Below are 15,841 nucleotides of genomic sequence, written 5' to 3' on the forward strand. Positions count from 1 at the left end.
CCGGGAACTGTGACGCAGGTGTCACAGAACCCGGCCGGGCGGCGTCTTCATGTCCGAGGGCACCACACCGGGGCCCTCGCCGACGACAAGGAGAGAGCCATGAGCACCACCGCCAGGATCCCGAGCATCGAAGTCAGCGGCATCCAGGGCCGCCTCATCACCACGATGGCCCGCCGCATGCTCGGCAAGGTCCCGGACTCGCTCGGAGTCATGTGGCACCACCCCAAGGCGATGAAGGACGCAATGGGCTTCGGCCGCAAGCTCGAGTCCTGGGACAAGCTCGACAGGAACCTCGCGTCCTTTGCCTCGATGGCTGCGGCCGCCGAGATCGGGTGCAGCTTCTGCCTGGACCTCGGCTACTTCATGGCCCACAACCACGGTCTGGACGAGGCCAAGGCGCGGGAAGTGCCGCGGTGGCGCGAGTCGACGGTCTTCACGCCGGCTGAGCGTCGCGTCATGGAGTACGCCGAGGCGATGTGCCAGACACCGGTCGCGGTGACCGATGAGTTGTCGGCGGCGCTGCTGGAGGACCTGGGCCCCGCCGGGCTTCTCGAGCTCACGGCCCGAGTGGGCTTCATGAACTACAGCGCTCGCAGCAACATCGCGCTGGGGATCGGCTCGGACGAGTTCGCTGACGCGTGCGGACTCGCGCCCCTGTCGGCACCCTCGAAGGCCGTGCCGAAAGTACCCTCGGTCGCATGAGAATGGACGCCACGAAGGCCGGAGACGGTGACCCCTTCACCGCGCACCGCAGCCTGCTCTTCACCGTGGCCTACGAGATGCTCGGGTCCGCGGCCGACGCCGAGGACGTCGTCCAGGACGCGTGGCTCAAGTGGGATGCCGTGGACCAGGGCGAGGTGCGCGACCCGCGCGCGTTCCTCGTGCGGGTGGTGAGCCGGACCGCGCTCGACCGGCTGCGGACGCAGTCGCGGCGCCGTGAGGACTACGTCGGGCCATGGTTGCCCGAGCCGCTCGTCACGGCCCGCGACGTCGCCGAGGACGTCGAGCTCGCCGACAGTGTGTCGATGGCGATGATGCTCGTGCTCGAGACGCTGACTCCCACCGAGCGCGCGGTCTTCGTGCTGCGTGAGGTGTTCGGGCTCGACTACGACGAGCTGGCGGAGGCGGTGGACAAGAGCCCGGCGAGCGTGCGGCAGATCGCCCATCGCGCCCGCTCGCACGTCGCTGCCCGCAGACCACGAGGGGACGTCAGGCCCGGGCAGGCGCGCGACGTCTTCGCGGCCTTCCAGCGAGCGGTCACGACGGGCGATCTGCAGGGACTCGTCGACGTCCTCGCCCCCGACGTCGTCATGCTCGGTGACGGTGGCGGCATCAGGCAGGCGCTCGCGCACCCGGTCGTCGGCGTCGACAAGGTGTCGCGCCTCCTCGTGGGTGGCTTCGGCAAGTTCGGAGCGATCACGTTCGAGCCGGCTGACATCAACGGCCGCCCGGCCCTCATCGTCAACCTCGAGGGAGAGCTCGACAGCATCCTCACGGTCGAGGTCGTGGACGGGCTCATCACCGGCGTCTACGCGGTCCGCAACCCCGAGAAGTTGTCCCGCATCGGTGCCGAGACGGACGTCAGCCGCTGACCTCCCCCTTGCGTCTGCGGATGTGGCGGTTCTAGCAGCCACATGCGCAGACGTTGGAAGTCAGGCCTTCGGGACGTTGCGTTCGATCTCGGCCAGCCACGCGGCGGACGAGACGTCGGACGGCATACGCCAGTCGCCGCGAGGTGACATCGTTCCCCCGGAGACGACCTTGGGACCGTTGGGCAGCGCGCTGCGCTTGAACTGGTTGTTGAAGTAGCGCTTGACGAAGACTTCCAGCCAGTGCCGGATCGTCGCGAGATCGTATGCCGCCCGGTCGCCTTCGGGATAGCCCGCCGGCCAGTCGCCGGTCGCCTTGTCGGACCAGGCGTGCTGAGCGAGGAACGCGATCTTGCTAGGCCGATAGCCCCTGCGCAGAACGTGATAGAGCGTGAAGTCCTGCAACGAGTAGGGGCCGACGGAGGCCTCGGTCGACTGGATCTTCTCGCCCTTCCTGGTGGGGACGAGCTCGGGGCTGATCTCCTGGTCGAGGATCTCGGTGAGGGTGTCGTTCACGCTCTCGCCGCCGTGACCCTCGCCCTCGAACTGGCCGGACGAGACGACCCAGCGGATGAGGTGCTGCATGAGCGTCTTGGGGACGCCGGTGTTCACGCCGTAGTGACTCATCTGGTCGCCGACGCCATACGTGCACCACCCGAGGGCGAGTTCGGACAGGTCGCCGGTGCCGAGGACGATGCCGCCGCGCTGGTTGGCCGCACGGAAGAGGTAGTCGGTGCGCAGCCCGGCCTGGACGTTCTCGAAGGTGACGTCATAGACCTCCTTGCCCTCGCCCGCTGGGTGACCGAGGTCCTTGAGCATCTGCGTTGCGGTCGGCTTGATGTCGAGGGTCTCGAAGGTGATGCCGAGCGACTCCATGAGGTGGATCGCGTTGGACTTGGTGCCGTCGCTGGTCGCGAACCCGGGCATCGTGAAGCCGATGATGTCGGTGCGCGGGCGGCCGAGTCGGTCCATCGCCTTGGCTGCGACGATGAGGGCATGGGTCGAGTCGAGTCCGCCTGAGACGCCGATGACGATCTTGGGCTGGCCGATGGCACGCAACCGCTGCTCGAGCCCGGACACCTGGATGTTGTAGGCCTCGTAGCAGTCCTGGGCGAGCCGGGCCTCGTCGTCGGGGACGAACGGGAAGCGGTCGACCTTGCGACGCAGCCCGATGTCCCCGGTGGGCGGGTCGAGCTCGAACGCGACGACCCGGAACGACTCGCCACCGGGCTCGCCGATGCCCTCGACCCGACGGTTGTCGTCGAAGCTGCCCTGGCGAATCCGCTCCTGCCGCAACCGATCCAGGTCGACGTCAACGACCGTCGCCTGCGGTCCGTTGGGGAAGCGCTCGGACTCCCCGAGGAGGTCGCCCATCTCGTAGACCATCGTCATGCCATCCCAAGACAGGTCGGTCGATGACTCACCTTCACTTGCCGCGGCATACAGGTAGGCCGCGTTGCAGCGTGCGCTCGCAGAGCGCGCGAGCAGGTGGCGGTCGTCGGCGCGGCCGACGGTGATGGGGGAGGCGCTGAGGTTGAGCAGGACGGTGGCGCCCGCGAGGGCTGCACGGTGGCTCGGCGGCACCGGCACCCACATGTCCTCGCAGATCTCGACGTGGACGACGAGGCCGGGGACGTCGGTCGCCTCGAAGAGCAGGTCGGTGCCGTAGGCGATGTCGCCGTCCTCGTCGGCTCCCGGCCAGTGCGGCCGGTTGACGAGGGTGTCGACCGCGTCGTCGCCCGGCGCGAACCAGCGCTTCTCGTAGAACTCGCGGTAGTTGGGGAGGTAGGACTTCGGTGCCACCCCGATGACCTCGCCTCCCTGGATGACGACGGCACAGTTGTAGAGGCGGTTGCCGATGAGCAGGGGAGCGCCGACGACGACGATGGGCGTGAGCTTCGCGGTGGCTTCGGCCACGGCAACGATCGCCTTGTCGACCTCCTCGAGCAGGACGTCCTGCATGAAGAGGTCGTCGATCGCGTAGCCGGACAACCCGAGTTCGGGGAAGAGCGCGACCGCGACCCCGTCCTCGTGGAGGGCGCGCACCTGCTCGATGGTGGCCGCCGCGTTCCTGGCCGGGTCGGCCATCGTCACGGGGAGCGTGCAGGCGGCGACGCGGGCGAATCCGTGCGCGTAGGCGTTGCGGAAGTCCATGAGCCTGAGTCTGTCAGGTGCGCGCCACCAGACCTGTCAGGTGCACCCCTCAGGCGATACGTCTGCTCAGGAAGGTCCCACGTCGCGCGAAGCGGTCCGGGCTGAGCCAGGCGAGGTCCGGGTCTGCGCGGTGGTTGATGGCCTGGTCGGCGATGAGGCGCGCAGTGACCGGAGCCAGGATGAGTCCCCACATGCCGTGACCCGTGGCCACCGAGAGGTTCTGCACGGTGTTGGTGGCCCCGATGACGGGTACGCCGTCCGGCGTGCACGGCCGCTCCCCGGCCCAGCGGTCGAGCACCGGTCGGCCCCGCAGCCCGGGCACGACTCGTGCTGCGACCTCGAGCAGCGCGTCGGCACGTCGCAGGTCCGCAGTGCGCGCCTCGTCACCGAACTCGATGGAACCAGCCACCCGGACCCAGTCCTTGATCGGGGTGACGACCACGCGATGCTCCTTGAGCCGCACCGGCTTTGCGAGGGTTCCAGCACTCGTCGCCACATCCACCACATAGCCACGACCTCCCCGCAGTGGCAGCCGCAGGCCCACCTGGTCCGCCAGGGCTCCCGACTCGACGCCCGAGGCGAGCACGACGTGACCGACTCGGATCCTGCCGGCCGTCGTGTCGAGAGCCGCAACTCGTCCGCCGCTGAGCACCTGCTGCTGCACCGTGGTGCCGAAGAGGACCTTCGCGTCGTGCGCCATGGCGTCGTCGAGCATCGCCCGCACGTAGCTACGACTCTCGACGACCCATTCCTCGGTGTGGTGCAGACCACCGGCAACGGGCGCGAGTCCCGGCTCCAGCTCACGCAACTCGGTGGGCGAGAGCAACCCGGCGACCGGACCGCGAGGGTGACGCAGGTAGACGTCGAGGGCACCTGTCTTCCGCAACGTGGGATTGAGGCCCTGGGCCCCGAGCTCGCGGTGGAGGTGGGTGCTCTCGTTCGCCAGCTGCCGCAGCCTGGCCTGGGCGACGCGCGCTCGGGTGGGTGTGGCCGACGCAGCCAGCTTGCCCAGCCAGGGTGTCAACCCACGTGTGGGCCGCACTCGCACCGCGGGTGGGCGGCGCATCATCTGAAGGGGGGCCTCGCGCAGGAGCGCAGGTGTCGCGAGAGGAGACACGTGGTCAGGGGCAAGGATCCCGGCGTTGGCGTAGGAACAGCCACCTCCCACCCCGGATGCCCTGTCGAGCACGACGACGCTGGCCCCACGCCTGGCCAGCTCCCGAGCAATACTGGCGCCGACGACGCCCGCGCCGATCACGGCAAAATCGAAGCTGCGCTGTCGCGTCCCGTCGAGGTGAGTCGTCATGCCTCGACGGTAGGGACCTCGGCGCTTGCTCCACCTCATCCCGGGGGGAGGATCCTGAGTACGCCCGACGCGGCGACACTGGAGCCCGCACGCGGGGCCACGGAGGAAGGACCGGCTTGGACGTCATGAAAGTGCTGCTGGTCGAGGATCACCCGGTCGTCCTGCGCGGACTTCGTACGCTCACTGCGGAGCACGCCGACTTCGAGATCGTGGGCGAGGCCACGAGCGCCTCGCAGGCTCTCGACTCGGCACGGCGCCTGAGGCCTGACGTGGTCGTCCTGCCGGTCAGGCTCGGGGGCGCCCACAGCGGGATCCAGCTCTGTCGGTCCATCAAGACCGTGTGCGGCGCCCGAGTGGTGGTGTTCACCTCCTTCACCCGCCCCATTGACGTCCAGATCGCCAGACTCGCGGGTGCCGACGCACTCGTCAGCAAGACGGCACCCAACGACGCCTTCATCGCAGCGCTCCGTCACGTGCGCGTCGGCCCACACGCGTTGGTGCTCGAATCCGGCCGCGCTTCGTGGGTCGAAGCTCGACGGTTCGCGCCGGTCGAGCCCCTGACCGAGCGGGAGAACGAGATCCTCCACCTGATGATCGAAGGGCTGACCAACCCCGACATGGCGGCTCGACTCACCATCGAGGTCTCCACGGTCAAGACTCACGTGCGCAGCATCTTGCGCAAGCTCGGCGTGGACAACCGGAGGGACCTGTTCCGAGGGGTGTGAGCGTCAGCCGCGCCAGAACTCGGCCTCAGCCGTGCGCACTCGGGTGTCCACTCGCGCACCCCGCTCCGATCAGGGGCGGGGCGCGACGAGGGCGGTGATGAAGTCGACCGCTTCGTTGACGTGAGCGGCTCCGTCGAGTGGCTCTTCATCCATCGCTGTGCGCAGAGTGAGCTCGGTCAGGCCGGCGACGAGACCGATGGACTCGGTCTCTGTCAGGGCGCGCAGGTCGGGGTGGTGCGCCCGAGACCGGTCGATGAGTTCGCGCAGGTAGGCCGCGTGCAGGTCCATGAGTTGGCGACGCGCGCGCAACCCGAGCTCCCCGAGGGCGTGTGACTCGAGCATGTGGGCGCGGGCGAGCGCCGGAGTGGCCGCGAGGTGGGTCAGGTAGGCCTGGACGCCGGCGCGGATCTGCTCGTCGATCGGCGCCGACGGATCGGTGACCACCGCACTGATCGCGGCCAGAAGATCACTGGAGCGGGCGGCATACAGAGCAAGGAAGGCCTCGTCCTTTGTGGCGAAGTGCTCGTAGAAAGTGCGCTTGCTCGTCCCAGCAATGCGCGCAATGTCGGCGACCGTGGTGCTCGCCAGGCCCTGCTCGACGATGGCCTCACCGAGGGCGTCGAGGATGCGATTGGCGGTGGGAGAGGTCATGCTGGTACGGTAGCGTACCGATGTGGTACGCATGAGTACCACAACGGCATGGACATCACCGTCAACGTCTGAGGACCTCATGACTGCACTGCGCGTCGCACTGACCGAGCTCCGTCGACTCACCGACACGACCTTCGCCAAGGTCGCGCTCGTGGCAATGCTCATCGTGCCGTCCCTGTATGCCGGGCTGTACCTCTACGCCAACAAGGACCCCTACGCGAACCTCGACGGGTTGCCCGCCGCGGTCGTCGTCGAGGACCGCGGCACGACGCTGGCCGACGGCGAGAAGCTGCAGGTCGGCGACGAGGTGGCGGCGACGCTGCTCAAGGCACACGACCTCGACTGGCACGAGGTCGACCAGGCCGACGCCAAGGCCGGGCTCGCCGAGGGCGACTACGCCTTCATTCTCACGGTCCCCGCGACCTTCTCCGCCGACCTCGCCTCGAGCGCCGACTTCACCCCGCGCCGCGCCAACCTCCAGATCGAGACCAACGACGCCACCAACTACCTCGCCGGCACCATCGCCGAGCGCGTGGTCGACCAGGTCCAGGTCTCGGTGGCCGAGCAGGTCAGTCGTACCGCGGCCAGCGAGCTGCTCGGCGGACTCACGACGATCCACGCCCAGATCACCGAGGCCGCAACCGGTGCGGGCAAGCTCGCCACGGGGGTTCACGACGCCCACGTCGGGTCGGGCAAGCTGCGCTCCGGCAGCGCCGAACTCGCTGACGGCCAGAAGCAGCTCGCGGACGGCACTGCCCGCCTGGCCTCTGGTGCAGACGAGCTGAGCAGCGGTCTCGCCACCCTCGACAGCAAAACCAACGCCCTGCCGGGGCAGACCGCCGAGCTCGCCGACGGCGCGCGCCAGGTCGCCGACGGCAACGCCAAGGTGGCTGCCGCCGGGCAGAAGGCCGCCGCGGCCGGGGCCAAACTCACGAGTGACCTCACCGCCTTTGACAAGACCTTGCCTTCCCGGCTGTCCGCAGCGGGACTCACCGATGAGCAGATCCAGGCCGTCCTCACCGAGACCGCCAAGCTCCGCACTCCCGTCAACGAAGCCAACGCCACCCTCCAGTCCGCCTCCAAGGACCTGACCCGACTCTCGACCGGAGCCAACCAGGTCGCGACCGGCGCAGCCCAGCTCGCCTCGGCATCAAGGGAACTCGAGAACGCCATCGACAGCGCTGCGGCCGGCAGCAAGAAGGTCGCCACCGGCGCCAACGACCTCAACGCCGGACAGCAGAAGGCCCTCGCCGGAGCCAACGAACTCGCCAAGGGTGCAGGCACCCTCGACGATGGGCTCGCCAAGCTCGACACCGGCGCCACACAACTCAGCACATCGCTCGCCGACGGCGCGAAGCACGTCCCCAACCCGACGGCCGATCAGCGCAAAGCGGTGGCCCAGACGATCGGCGCCCCCGTGGGAATCACGTCCGAGGCCCTCGCGACGGCCGGGTCCTACGGAGCCGGACTCGCACCCTTCTTCCTCTCCCTCGCCCTCTGGATCGGCGGCTTCACCCTCTTCACGCGGGCGCGGCCCCTCGTCGAGGAGGCCATCACCACCAAGTGGGCCGTCGTGCCCGTGGCCTTCGGCGGATGGCTGGCTCCCGCGATCATCGGCGTCGGCCAGGCGATCCTCACGTGGGGCATCGTCCGCTTTGCCGTCGGCATCGACCTCGCCCACCCGTGGTGGATGCTCGCCTTCATGGTCCTGGTCTCGATGAGCTTCATGGCAATCATCCACGGACTCATGGCCCGCCTCGGCGACAGCGGCCAGTTCATCGCGCTCATCCTCATGGTGCTCCAGCTCGTGAGCGCGGGCGGCACCTTCCCGTGGGAGACCCTGCCCGGGCCGCTGAAGTCGCTCCACCACGTGCTGCCCATGTCCTACTCCGTCGACGGACTGCGCGCCCTCGCCTATGGCGGGCCGGGAATGCATCTCGGCGTCGACGTCGCCGTGCTCCTCGCCTGGGGTGGTGGGGCGCTGCTCCTCTCCACTGCGGCCGCGCGACGCATCCACCTCCGCAACCGCTCCGATGCGCTCGAACCGGCCACCGCATGAGCCGACGCCGGTATGCCGCCGCTGCCGCGACTGCCGCTGTCACCTCCGCGGCGCTCCTCATCGGCGGGTGCTCAGTCCTGCCGGGAAACAGGACGGGAGATGACCCGGAGGGTGAGCGGGCGGCATACACGATGTCGGTGGAGTGCCCTGCACCTCCGGCGGAGGGGGCGATCAAGCCGACGGTCGCCCAGCTGAATTCCGTTGTGTCGGAGGCGGATCCGACCTATTGGCAGGCAGGGGACATTGGGGCGAGCGCCCGCCTCAAGGACGGACGGCTGGTGTGGATCTTCGGTGACACCCTCCGGCGCTCGGGTGTCGGACCGGGCATGGTCGCCAACTCGATGCTCATCACCTCGGGGCTGTGCCTCAGCCAGCTCATGGCGACGGCGCGTGGGCCGATCATCCCCGACGTCGAACCGGGGGTCGTGCGCTGGCCGATGTCGGTGACCGTCGTCGAGGACGACGGAGTCGAGAAGATCGTCATCTTCACCGGTCGGATCCGCAGGAGCAGCACGGCCGACCCGTGGGACTTCCGCTATCTCGGGTCCGACGCAGTCACGTTCACCGTCGAACCCGGCAAGGCGCCGCAGCTCGACGAGATCCTGGCCCTCACACCGGACGTCGAGAGCCCCAGCCAGGTCAACTGGGGTTCGGCATCGATGGTGTCCGGCGGCTACATCTACGTCTACGGGACGGAACTGCCGGAGGGGTCGGCGTTCGGGCGGTCGCTCCGGGTCGGGCGCAGCGCCGTCGCCACCGCGGACGACAAGGGGACGTGGCAGTTCTGGAACGGTTCGGTCTGGCGGGCCGACCCGGGCAAGGCGACGCCGGTCATCGCCGCGGACGGTGGGGTGTCACAGACGCTGTCGGTCGACGAGATCGACGGCGCGTTCGTCGCGGTGTCCAAGAAGGACGGCGACCTCGGTTCCACGGTCGCGACCTGGACCGCGGCGACGCCGATCGGGCCGTGGAAGCGCAGTGCCGCCCTGGAGGCACCGTTCCTCACGGGCAAGGACGAGTTCGCCTATGCGCCGCTCGCCCACCCGGAGGTCCTGCTGGCCGACGGCAAGCTGCTGGTGTCGATCTCGCGCAACACGACCGACCTGGCCCGGCTCAGGAAGAACCCGGTCATCGGCCGGCCGAAGTTCGCCGACATCGCCCGGCCCTGACACGAAGTCGGGTGGTCGTCAGGGGGTGAGGACGATCTTGCCTGTGGCGCGGCGCTCGTCGATGTCGCGCAGGGCGGCGCCCACCTCGTCGAGTGAGCGCACCATGCCGATGACCGGGTCGAGCTGGCCCGCCTCGAGCAACGGCACGAGGTCGTCCCACTGCTTGCGGATGAATCCCGGGCGCTCGGTCCAGAACGCGCCCCAGCCGACGCCGACCACGTCAATGTTGTTGAGCAGCAACCGATTCACCTTGACCTCGGGGATCGAGCCCGCGGTGAAACCGATGACCAGCAGCCGACCCAGGGGCGCCAGCGTCCGGAGGGAATCCGTGAAGCGGTCGCCACCAACCGGGTCCACGACGATGTTGACGCCGTGCCCTGACGTGAGCTCGCCGACCGCGTCCTTGAAGCCCTCGGCCAGCACGACCTCGTCCGCCCCGGCCTCACGCGCGACGTCAGCCTTCGCGTCATCGGACACCACGGCATACACGGTTGCTCCCCACGCCTTGGCGAGCTGGATCGCGGCGGTGCCGATGCCACCCGCGGCACCGTGGACGAGGACCTTCTCGCCCTCGGCGAGGCGGCCGCGCTGACGCAGCGCGAAGTGGCAGGTGAGGTAGTTCATCGGCAGCGCCGCACCCTGCTCGAAGGACACGTTCTCGGGCAGCGGGAAGACCAGGGCGGGGTCGCACACGACCTGTTCGGCGAACCCACCCAGGAACGGGAAGGCCGCCACGCGGTCGCCGACCTCAAGACCGCTGCCCGCAGGCGCGACTCGCACCACACCCGCGACCTCCGCCCCGGGGATGAAGGGAGGCGGGGGCTTCATCTGGTACTCGCCCCGGCTCAGCAGCACGTCCGGGAAGGAGACGCCGGCTGCGGCGACATCAATGAGGACCTGCCCGTCCGGCACGTCGGGGGCGGGGACGTCGACGACCTCCACGGCGTCGGGTCCGTCGAGTCGGGTCACCTGGGCTGCGCGCATGCTGGCGATCCTAGGAGCCGCCGGGCGATGTGCGACAAGGGCTCACCATCAGCCGGGACGGTGAGCCCTTGCCGGTTGTTCCCTGGCACGGAACTGCTGTCTGTGGCCGCCCTGGCGGCCATCGTCACCGAACGCAGGGCCGGGTTCCTGCAACCGTCCAACGAAAGTTCCTGAACGGTGGTGAGATGCATTCATGAACCTCGAGCAGGTTCCCGCTCTCGCCTCGCGCGGCAGGTGGAGCTGCTCGAGAAGGAGTCCTCCGACCTGCTGGGGGTCTCGCGCGAGGCACCACTCGTAGGTGCCGTCGCATCGCCTCGAACGTCTCACCGACGCCGTCGTCCAGGCAGCCCGGGCGGGTCTTCGTCCCGTCCGAACTGGGATTCCCGCTCCCCGTTCCCGGCGGGCCCGTCCACTCGTCGGCGCACATGAGGGAATGTGACGCCCGCCCTCGTAGATTGAGTCTTCGTGCCCCCTCCTCGCCATGCGCTCCTCGCCACCATCGCGCTCGTCGTCGGTGGCTTCGCCATCGGCACGACCGAGTTCGTCACGATGGGCCTGCTCCCGGACATCGCCGAGGGTGTCTCCGTCTCGATCCCGACGGCCGGGCACAGCATTTCGGCGTATGCCGCGGGCGTCGTCGTGGGTGCCCCGCTCCTCGCGATGCTCGGGGCCACGTGGCCGCGCAAGGCCCTGCTCATCGGACTCACCGTCGCGTTCGTCATCGGCAACGTCGGGACAGCGCTGGCCCCGGACTACAACTGGCTCCTCGTGGCCCGTTTCGTTGCGGGTATGCCGCACGGTGCCTTCTTCGGGGTCGCCGCCCTTGTCGCTGTGGACCTGGCCGCAAAGGGCCAAGCCGGGCGCGCCGTCAGCCGGGTCATGCTGGGCATCCCGATCGCCAACGTCGCCGGGGTGCCGGGTGCGACGTGGCTGGGTCAGAACTACGGCTGGCGCACCGCCTACTGGCTCGTGGCGGTCCTCGGCCTCGTCACCATCGGCCTGCTCCTCGCCTACATTCCCCACATCGAGCGCAACCTCGAGAGCACGATCAAGCGCGAGCTCAAGGGTTTCGCGACGACCCAGGTGGCGTTGACCCTGCTCGTCGGGGCGATCGGCTTTGGCGGCATGTTCGCGATGGCGAGCTACATCGCGCCGACCGTCACCGAAGTCACCGGGCTGGATGCCAGCGCCGTCCCGATCTTCCTGCTCGCCTCGGGTGTCGGTGGGCTCGTCGGCACCCCGTTGGCGGGTCGGCTTGCGGAGTGGTCAGTCCTGCGCTCGATCACCATCGGCTGCGTCGGCATGGGCGTGAACCTCGTCGCGTTCGCCCTCACCGCGCAGTGGTGGCCGACGGCGATCTTCTTCTACTTCCTCTCGTCGGTGCTCGCGGGGATCCTCGTCGTCAACCTCCAGCTGCGGCTGATGCAAGTGGCCGGTCAGGCCCAGACGCTCGCCGCTGCCAGCAACCACGCCGCGCTCAACACCGCCAACGCTCTCGGTGCGTGGCTGGGTGGCATCGTCATCGCCAACGGGCTGGGCTACACGGCACCGAGCTGGGTGGGCGCCGGGCTGTCGGTCCTGGGCGCCGGAGTCCTCGGCCTCAGCCTGCTCAAGCACCGCTCCGACACCCGCCCCGCAACCGCCTGACGATGCCCTCCCCTGCAGGCCTAAAGTGCGGGGCATGAGCGAACTCGTCACCACCCGCATCGAGAACGGCGTCGCCCACGTCGCCCTCAACCGCCCCGACAAGCTCAACGCGCTCACGCTCGACACCCTCGAACAACTCATCGCCACCGCGCAGCGTCTGAAGTCCGACCGCACCCTGCGCGCCGTGATCCTGTCCGGTGAGGGCGATGCGTTCTGCGCCGGGCTCGACTTCGGCACCGTCCTGCGCGAGCCGAAGCGGGTGGCGCTCGCGTTCGCCCCCCGTCCGTGGCGCGGCACCAACGTCTTCCAGGAGGCGTGCTGGGTGTGGCGCCGGCTGCCCGTCCCCGTCATTGCGGCGGTCCAGGGGCACTGCCTCGGCGGCGGAGTCCAGATCGCGCTCGCGGCCGACTTCCGGGTCACGACACCTGACGCGAAGTGGTCGGTGCTGGAAGCCAAGTGGGGGATCATCCCCGACATGAGTGGCATCAAAGCGCTCTCCCAACAGGTCGGCATGGACGTCGCCAAACGCCTCACGATGACCGGCGAGACCATCTCCGGCACCGAAGCGGTCCGGCTCGGTCTGGCGACCGAGGAGAACATCGACCCGTATGCCGGTGCGCTGGCTCTCGCTTCGACCATCGCCGAACGCTCACCCGACTCTGTTGCGGCGACCAAGCGCCTCTTCAACCGGACCTGGACGGCGAGCGATCGCCGCACCTTCATGTGGGAGCGGCTCGAGCAGGCCCGACTCCTCATGGGCGCCAACGCGGCCGAGGCCCGGCGGGCCAACACGCAACGTGAGACACCGGCATACAGGCCTCGCGCCGGAATCAACCCGAGAGGCTGACTCGCCGCTCAGGCATCCTGCTCCGTTCCGGGTGACCGGCTGAGGCTCCGGTGCGCCATGTCGAACGTGGACAGCACCTCCAGCAGGAAGTCCGACGCCGCCTGGGTGGCCGCCGTGGTTCCGCCGGCGGGGAGATCGCTGAGGATCTCGGCCAGCACGACGTGGTGGACGCCGACGAGGTCGAGGAGGCTGACGCCGTCGTCGACGGCCCGGCGCCCGAGCTGGTATCCCAGGGTCAACGCGGCCTCGCTGTGCTGAGGCAGGTAGCGCTGGAAGGCCGCGCGATAGTCGCGGGTCAGGTCGGTGACGTCAGCCACGCGCGCTCCCCGGGTCCCGAAGCCTCGTGAGGTGGGCCATCCCCTCCTCGAGGTCCAGGGCCGTCGTGACCTCACCCATCCCCATGCCCAGGCGGACCATGGCGAAGGCGACCTCCGGCCGGATTCCCACGATGACGGTCACGGCTCCACGCAGCCGAGCGATGTCGGCGATGGTCTGCAGGGTGCGCGAAGCGAAGCTGTCGATGACGTCGAGGGCGGCGACGTCGATGATCACACCGCGCGCCCGGTACTCCCCGATCTGCCGCACGAGGTCCTCCTGGAACCGGACCATCTCGGAGTCGTCGAGGGCAGTGTGGACCGACGCGACCAAGGTGTCACCCTGGCGCAGGATGGAGACGAGAGCCGGTCCGGAGTTCACGAGCCGTCGCTCACCCCCTTGCGTGTGACCGTGTAGCCCAGCAGCCGCTCCGCTTCCTCCAGACCGCCCTGCAGGTCTCCGATGGTGTTCATCTTGCTCAGGTCCACCCCGATGGTGACCAGGGTCTGGGCGATGGTGGGGGACAGCCCGGTGATGATGACGCTGGCACCCATGAGCCGCGAGGCATCCACGGTCTGCACGAGGTGGTTGGCCACCGCCTCGTCGACATCGGGCGCACCGGTGATGTCGATGACCACGACCTTGGCGCGGTGGGTGCGGATGCCGCCCAGGAGCTGCTCGGTGAGCTGCTTGGCACGGTCGCTGTCGAGGACACCGATGATCGGGAGGATGAGAAGCCGTTCCCGCACGGGCAGCACCGGGGTCGACAGCTCTCGGATGGCGTCCTGCTGCTGCCGGATCACTCGTTCGCGCTCGTCGACGAAGCTCACCGCAACCGTGTTGGCGATCCTGTTGGCGGCCGGCTCGTAGGCGTCGAGCACGCGGTTGAGCAGTCCGACGTCCCCTTGGTACTTCTCGAAGAGCGAGCGGGCCAGCACGTCGCGCAGGAGCAGGACGATGCCGACGACCTCGTGGGTCTCCACCCCCCGCGGGATGATGCGCTCGGACAGATCCCGGGCGTAGTGCTGGAGTGCCTCGACGCTCCCGGTCTCAAGGACTTCGACGTAGTTGTCGTAGACCGAGGTGGTCTCGGCGACCATCTCCTGCGGGGTCATCGCCTCGAGCAGGTGGGCGTCGTGGATCCGCGAGGCCCAGTCATCGCGGAGCTTTGCCCGGTGCTCTCGCAGGTGGGCCACGAGTTGCGGAAGCAGCATGTCGCCGGAGGGCGACTGGCCCTCCTGTGCGGTGGACTCTTCGGAGTTGTGAGCGTCCATGCTCATCCCTTCTTCTCGATCCATTTGGTCATGGTCACCGTCGTGCCCTGGCCGGGCTCGGAGACGATGCTGAACTCGTCCATCAGTCTTCGCGAGCCGGGGAGTCCCAGGCCGAGCCCGTTGTAGGTGCTGAACCCGTCCTCCAGCGCACGGTCTATGTCACGGATGCCGGGTCCGGTGTCCCTGGCCACGACGCGTATGCCGGTTCGTGGCCGCTCGAGGAGCTCGATGCTCACCTCGCCGCCCGAGGTGAACCGCACGATGTTGCGCGCGACCTCGGAGACGGCGGTGGCCAACATCGTGAGGTCGGTACCCGCGAAGCCGGCTCGGAGCGCGAGCTCGCGCGCGGCCTGGCGCGCCGCCACGATGTCGGGGTCGCCGGTGATGCTCACGTGGATCTCGCCCTGCCGCGCTGGTCCCCGGCCCAACAGCGGCTGGCTCAGCCGGGCGCAGACGTCGCACTCGAGGAGGTGGCGGTCGGCGTCGACCTCGCGCTGCCGGCGACGGTCTGCACTCGACAGGGTCAGGAGCACCGGTCGGCAGCGGTCGGTCGGCGGCTCGACGCCCTCGAGGGCCAGGACGTACTCGACCCGCAACCGCGCTCGCGTTCGCTTGAGCTGAGCGGCAATGGCCCCTGCGGTGCTCCCAGTCTCATCGGCCAAGGACTGGGTGGCCTGACCGCTCACCTCGTGCGCGAGCAGAATCTCTCGCTCTCGGTCCGTCAGTCGGCCGAGTGCCGCGCTGATGGCCGACTGCTCCTCTGAAGCGACGAGCAGATCCTCGGCGACCTCCGGCTCGCTCGGGTCGTGCATCCGGTGCTGGTTGCGGGCGTGTCGGTCATTCGTGCGCCACATCGTCGCAATGACGTTGCGCACCGTGGTGATCGCATAGGGCTCCAACATGCCGGACTGGATCCGGTCCTCCGCCGTCAGCACCCGGAGCAACGTCTCCTGGACGATGTCCTCGGCGGCCGGGTGCGAACCCACGCGCGCCGCGACGATGCGCCGCAGCATGGGCAGGAGAGCGGCGACTTCCGCCGACTCCGCACGGCTCTGCGGCTCGTCGCGCGCAGGCGTCGGGCTCACGAGCCCGACCCTACGCGCGGTCGCTCGACCACAGCG

At 69.0% G+C, this 15,841-nt stretch carries 15 protein-coding genes; 7 read left to right on the forward strand and 8 right to left on the reverse strand.

Annotated elements, in window-relative coordinates; all coding sequences use genetic code 11:
- Positions 1-99: 99 nt before the first annotated feature.
- Positions 100-702, forward strand: a complete 603-nt coding sequence (locus ACFQRE_RS03455) for a carboxymuconolactone decarboxylase family protein (protein WP_380118948.1) — start codon at positions 100-102, stop codon at positions 700-702.
- Positions 699-1,592, forward strand: a complete 894-nt coding sequence (locus ACFQRE_RS03460) for an RNA polymerase sigma-70 factor (RefSeq protein WP_380118950.1) — start codon at positions 699-701, stop codon at positions 1,590-1,592. Before ACFQRE_RS03455 ends, ACFQRE_RS03460 begins: the two co-directional genes overlap by 4 nt.
- Before the next feature lie 60 nt (positions 1,593-1,652).
- Here ACFQRE_RS03460 and ACFQRE_RS03465 read toward each other — a convergent pair whose 3' ends face one another.
- Entirely contained in the window at positions 1,653-3,743 is a 2,091-nt protein-coding gene (locus tag ACFQRE_RS03465) for an NAD(+) synthase (protein ID WP_380118954.1), read from the reverse strand.
- A 49-nt stretch (positions 3,744-3,792) separates the two neighbouring features.
- Positions 3,793-5,049: an NAD(P)/FAD-dependent oxidoreductase gene (locus tag ACFQRE_RS03470; protein WP_380118956.1), complete on the reverse strand. Its 1,257-nt coding sequence runs from the start codon at positions 5,047-5,049 to the stop codon at positions 3,793-3,795.
- A gap of 125 nt (positions 5,050-5,174) precedes the next feature.
- Here ACFQRE_RS03470 and ACFQRE_RS03475 point away from each other — a divergent pair, with 125 nt between their 5' ends.
- Positions 5,175-5,774 (forward strand): response regulator, encoded by a 600-nt coding sequence (locus ACFQRE_RS03475; protein WP_380120398.1) that lies wholly within the window; start codon positions 5,175-5,177, stop codon positions 5,772-5,774.
- 69 nt (positions 5,775-5,843) lie between these two features.
- Here the strand turns inward: ACFQRE_RS03475 and ACFQRE_RS03480 are convergent, their stop codons facing one another.
- Positions 5,844-6,425: a TetR/AcrR family transcriptional regulator gene (locus ACFQRE_RS03480; protein ID WP_380118959.1), complete on the reverse strand. Its 582-nt coding sequence runs from the start codon at positions 6,423-6,425 to the stop codon at positions 5,844-5,846.
- A gap of 79 nt (positions 6,426-6,504) precedes the next feature.
- On the opposite strand from ACFQRE_RS03480, the gene ACFQRE_RS03485 reads away from it, so the two are divergent.
- Both ACFQRE_RS03485 and ACFQRE_RS03490 read left to right on the forward strand, forming a co-directional pair.
- Positions 6,505-8,484, forward strand: a complete 1,980-nt coding sequence (locus ACFQRE_RS03485; RefSeq protein ID WP_380118961.1) for a YhgE/Pip family protein — start codon at positions 6,505-6,507, stop codon at positions 8,482-8,484.
- Positions 8,481-9,653: a DUF4185 domain-containing protein gene (locus tag ACFQRE_RS03490; protein WP_380118963.1), complete on the forward strand. Its 1,173-nt coding sequence runs from the start codon at positions 8,481-8,483 to the stop codon at positions 9,651-9,653. The genes ACFQRE_RS03485 and ACFQRE_RS03490 overlap by 4 nt, the downstream gene beginning before the upstream one ends.
- 18 nt (positions 9,654-9,671) lie before the next feature.
- Here ACFQRE_RS03490 and ACFQRE_RS03495 read toward each other — a convergent pair whose 3' ends face one another.
- Positions 9,672-10,637, reverse strand: a complete 966-nt coding sequence (locus ACFQRE_RS03495) for an NADPH:quinone oxidoreductase family protein (RefSeq protein ID WP_380118965.1) — start codon at positions 10,635-10,637, stop codon at positions 9,672-9,674.
- A 465-nt stretch (positions 10,638-11,102) separates the two neighbouring features.
- Here ACFQRE_RS03495 and ACFQRE_RS03500 point away from each other — a divergent pair, with 465 nt between their 5' ends.
- Positions 11,103-12,284, forward strand: coding sequence for an MFS transporter (locus ACFQRE_RS03500; RefSeq protein WP_380118967.1), 1,182 nt, complete (start codon positions 11,103-11,105; stop codon positions 12,282-12,284).
- Between the two features lie 34 nt (positions 12,285-12,318).
- Entirely contained in the window at positions 12,319-13,131 is an 813-nt protein-coding gene (locus ACFQRE_RS03505; protein ID WP_380118969.1) for a crotonase/enoyl-CoA hydratase family protein, read from the forward strand.
- 8 nt (positions 13,132-13,139) lie between these two features.
- Here the strand turns inward: ACFQRE_RS03505 and ACFQRE_RS03510 are convergent, their stop codons facing one another.
- The 4 genes from ACFQRE_RS03510 to ACFQRE_RS03525 are packed head-to-tail and all read right to left on the reverse strand — an operon-like array spanning position 13,140 to position 15,805.
- Positions 13,140-13,448, reverse strand: coding sequence for a phosphatase RsbU N-terminal domain-containing protein (locus ACFQRE_RS03510; RefSeq protein ID WP_380118971.1), 309 nt, complete (start codon positions 13,446-13,448; stop codon positions 13,140-13,142).
- The gene (locus tag ACFQRE_RS03515; protein ID WP_380118973.1) at positions 13,441-13,827 is read right to left on the reverse strand and encodes an STAS domain-containing protein; all 387 of its coding nucleotides are present in this window, start codon (positions 13,825-13,827) and stop codon (positions 13,441-13,443) included. Before ACFQRE_RS03515 ends, ACFQRE_RS03510 begins: the two co-directional genes overlap by 8 nt.
- A complete protein-coding gene (locus ACFQRE_RS03520; protein WP_380118975.1) occupies positions 13,824-14,726 on the reverse strand; it encodes an STAS domain-containing protein in 903 nt (300 codons plus the stop codon). Before ACFQRE_RS03520 ends, ACFQRE_RS03515 begins: the two co-directional genes overlap by 4 nt.
- On the reverse strand, positions 14,723-15,805 hold the full coding sequence (locus ACFQRE_RS03525) for a sigma-70 family RNA polymerase sigma factor (protein ID WP_380118978.1): 1,083 nt from the start codon (positions 15,803-15,805) through the stop codon (positions 14,723-14,725). Before ACFQRE_RS03525 ends, ACFQRE_RS03520 begins: the two co-directional genes overlap by 4 nt.
- Positions 15,806-15,841 lie beyond the last annotated feature (36 nt).

The organism is Knoellia pratensis (genome assembly GCF_042666395.1).
GTDB lineage: Bacteria > Actinomycetota > Actinomycetes > Actinomycetales > Dermatophilaceae > Knoellia > Knoellia pratensis.

What these genes read in the sequence shown, in the direction of transcription:
- ACFQRE_RS03485 (WP_380118961.1), top strand. Translation starts at nt 6,505, where the DNA reads ATGACTGCACTGCGCGTCGCACTGACCGAGCTCCGTCGACTCACCGAC.
- ACFQRE_RS03455 (WP_380118948.1), top strand. Translation starts at nt 100, where the DNA reads ATGAGCACCACCGCCAGGATCCCGAGCATCGAAGTCAGCGGCATCCAG.
- ACFQRE_RS03495 (WP_380118965.1), bottom strand. Translation starts at nt 10,637, where the DNA reads ATGCGCGCAGCCCAGGTGACCCGACTCGACGGACCCGACGCCGTGGAG.
- ACFQRE_RS03480 (WP_380118959.1), bottom strand. Translation starts at nt 6,425, where the DNA reads ATGACCTCTCCCACCGCCAATCGCATCCTCGACGCCCTCGGTGAGGCC.
- ACFQRE_RS03475 (WP_380120398.1), top strand. Translation starts at nt 5,175, where the DNA reads ATGAAAGTGCTGCTGGTCGAGGATCACCCGGTCGTCCTGCGCGGACTT.
- ACFQRE_RS03465 (WP_380118954.1), bottom strand. Translation starts at nt 3,743, where the DNA reads ATGGACTTCCGCAACGCCTACGCGCACGGATTCGCCCGCGTCGCCGCC.
- ACFQRE_RS03460 (WP_380118950.1), top strand. Translation starts at nt 699, where the DNA reads ATGAGAATGGACGCCACGAAGGCCGGAGACGGTGACCCCTTCACCGCG.
- ACFQRE_RS03490 (WP_380118963.1), top strand. Translation starts at nt 8,481, where the DNA reads ATGAGCCGACGCCGGTATGCCGCCGCTGCCGCGACTGCCGCTGTCACC.
- ACFQRE_RS03520 (WP_380118975.1), bottom strand. Translation starts at nt 14,726, where the DNA reads ATGAGCATGGACGCTCACAACTCCGAAGAGTCCACCGCACAGGAGGGC.
- ACFQRE_RS03470 (WP_380118956.1), bottom strand. Translation starts at nt 5,049, where the DNA reads ATGACGACTCACCTCGACGGGACGCGACAGCGCAGCTTCGATTTTGCC.
- ACFQRE_RS03505 (WP_380118969.1), top strand. Translation starts at nt 12,319, where the DNA reads ATGAGCGAACTCGTCACCACCCGCATCGAGAACGGCGTCGCCCACGTC.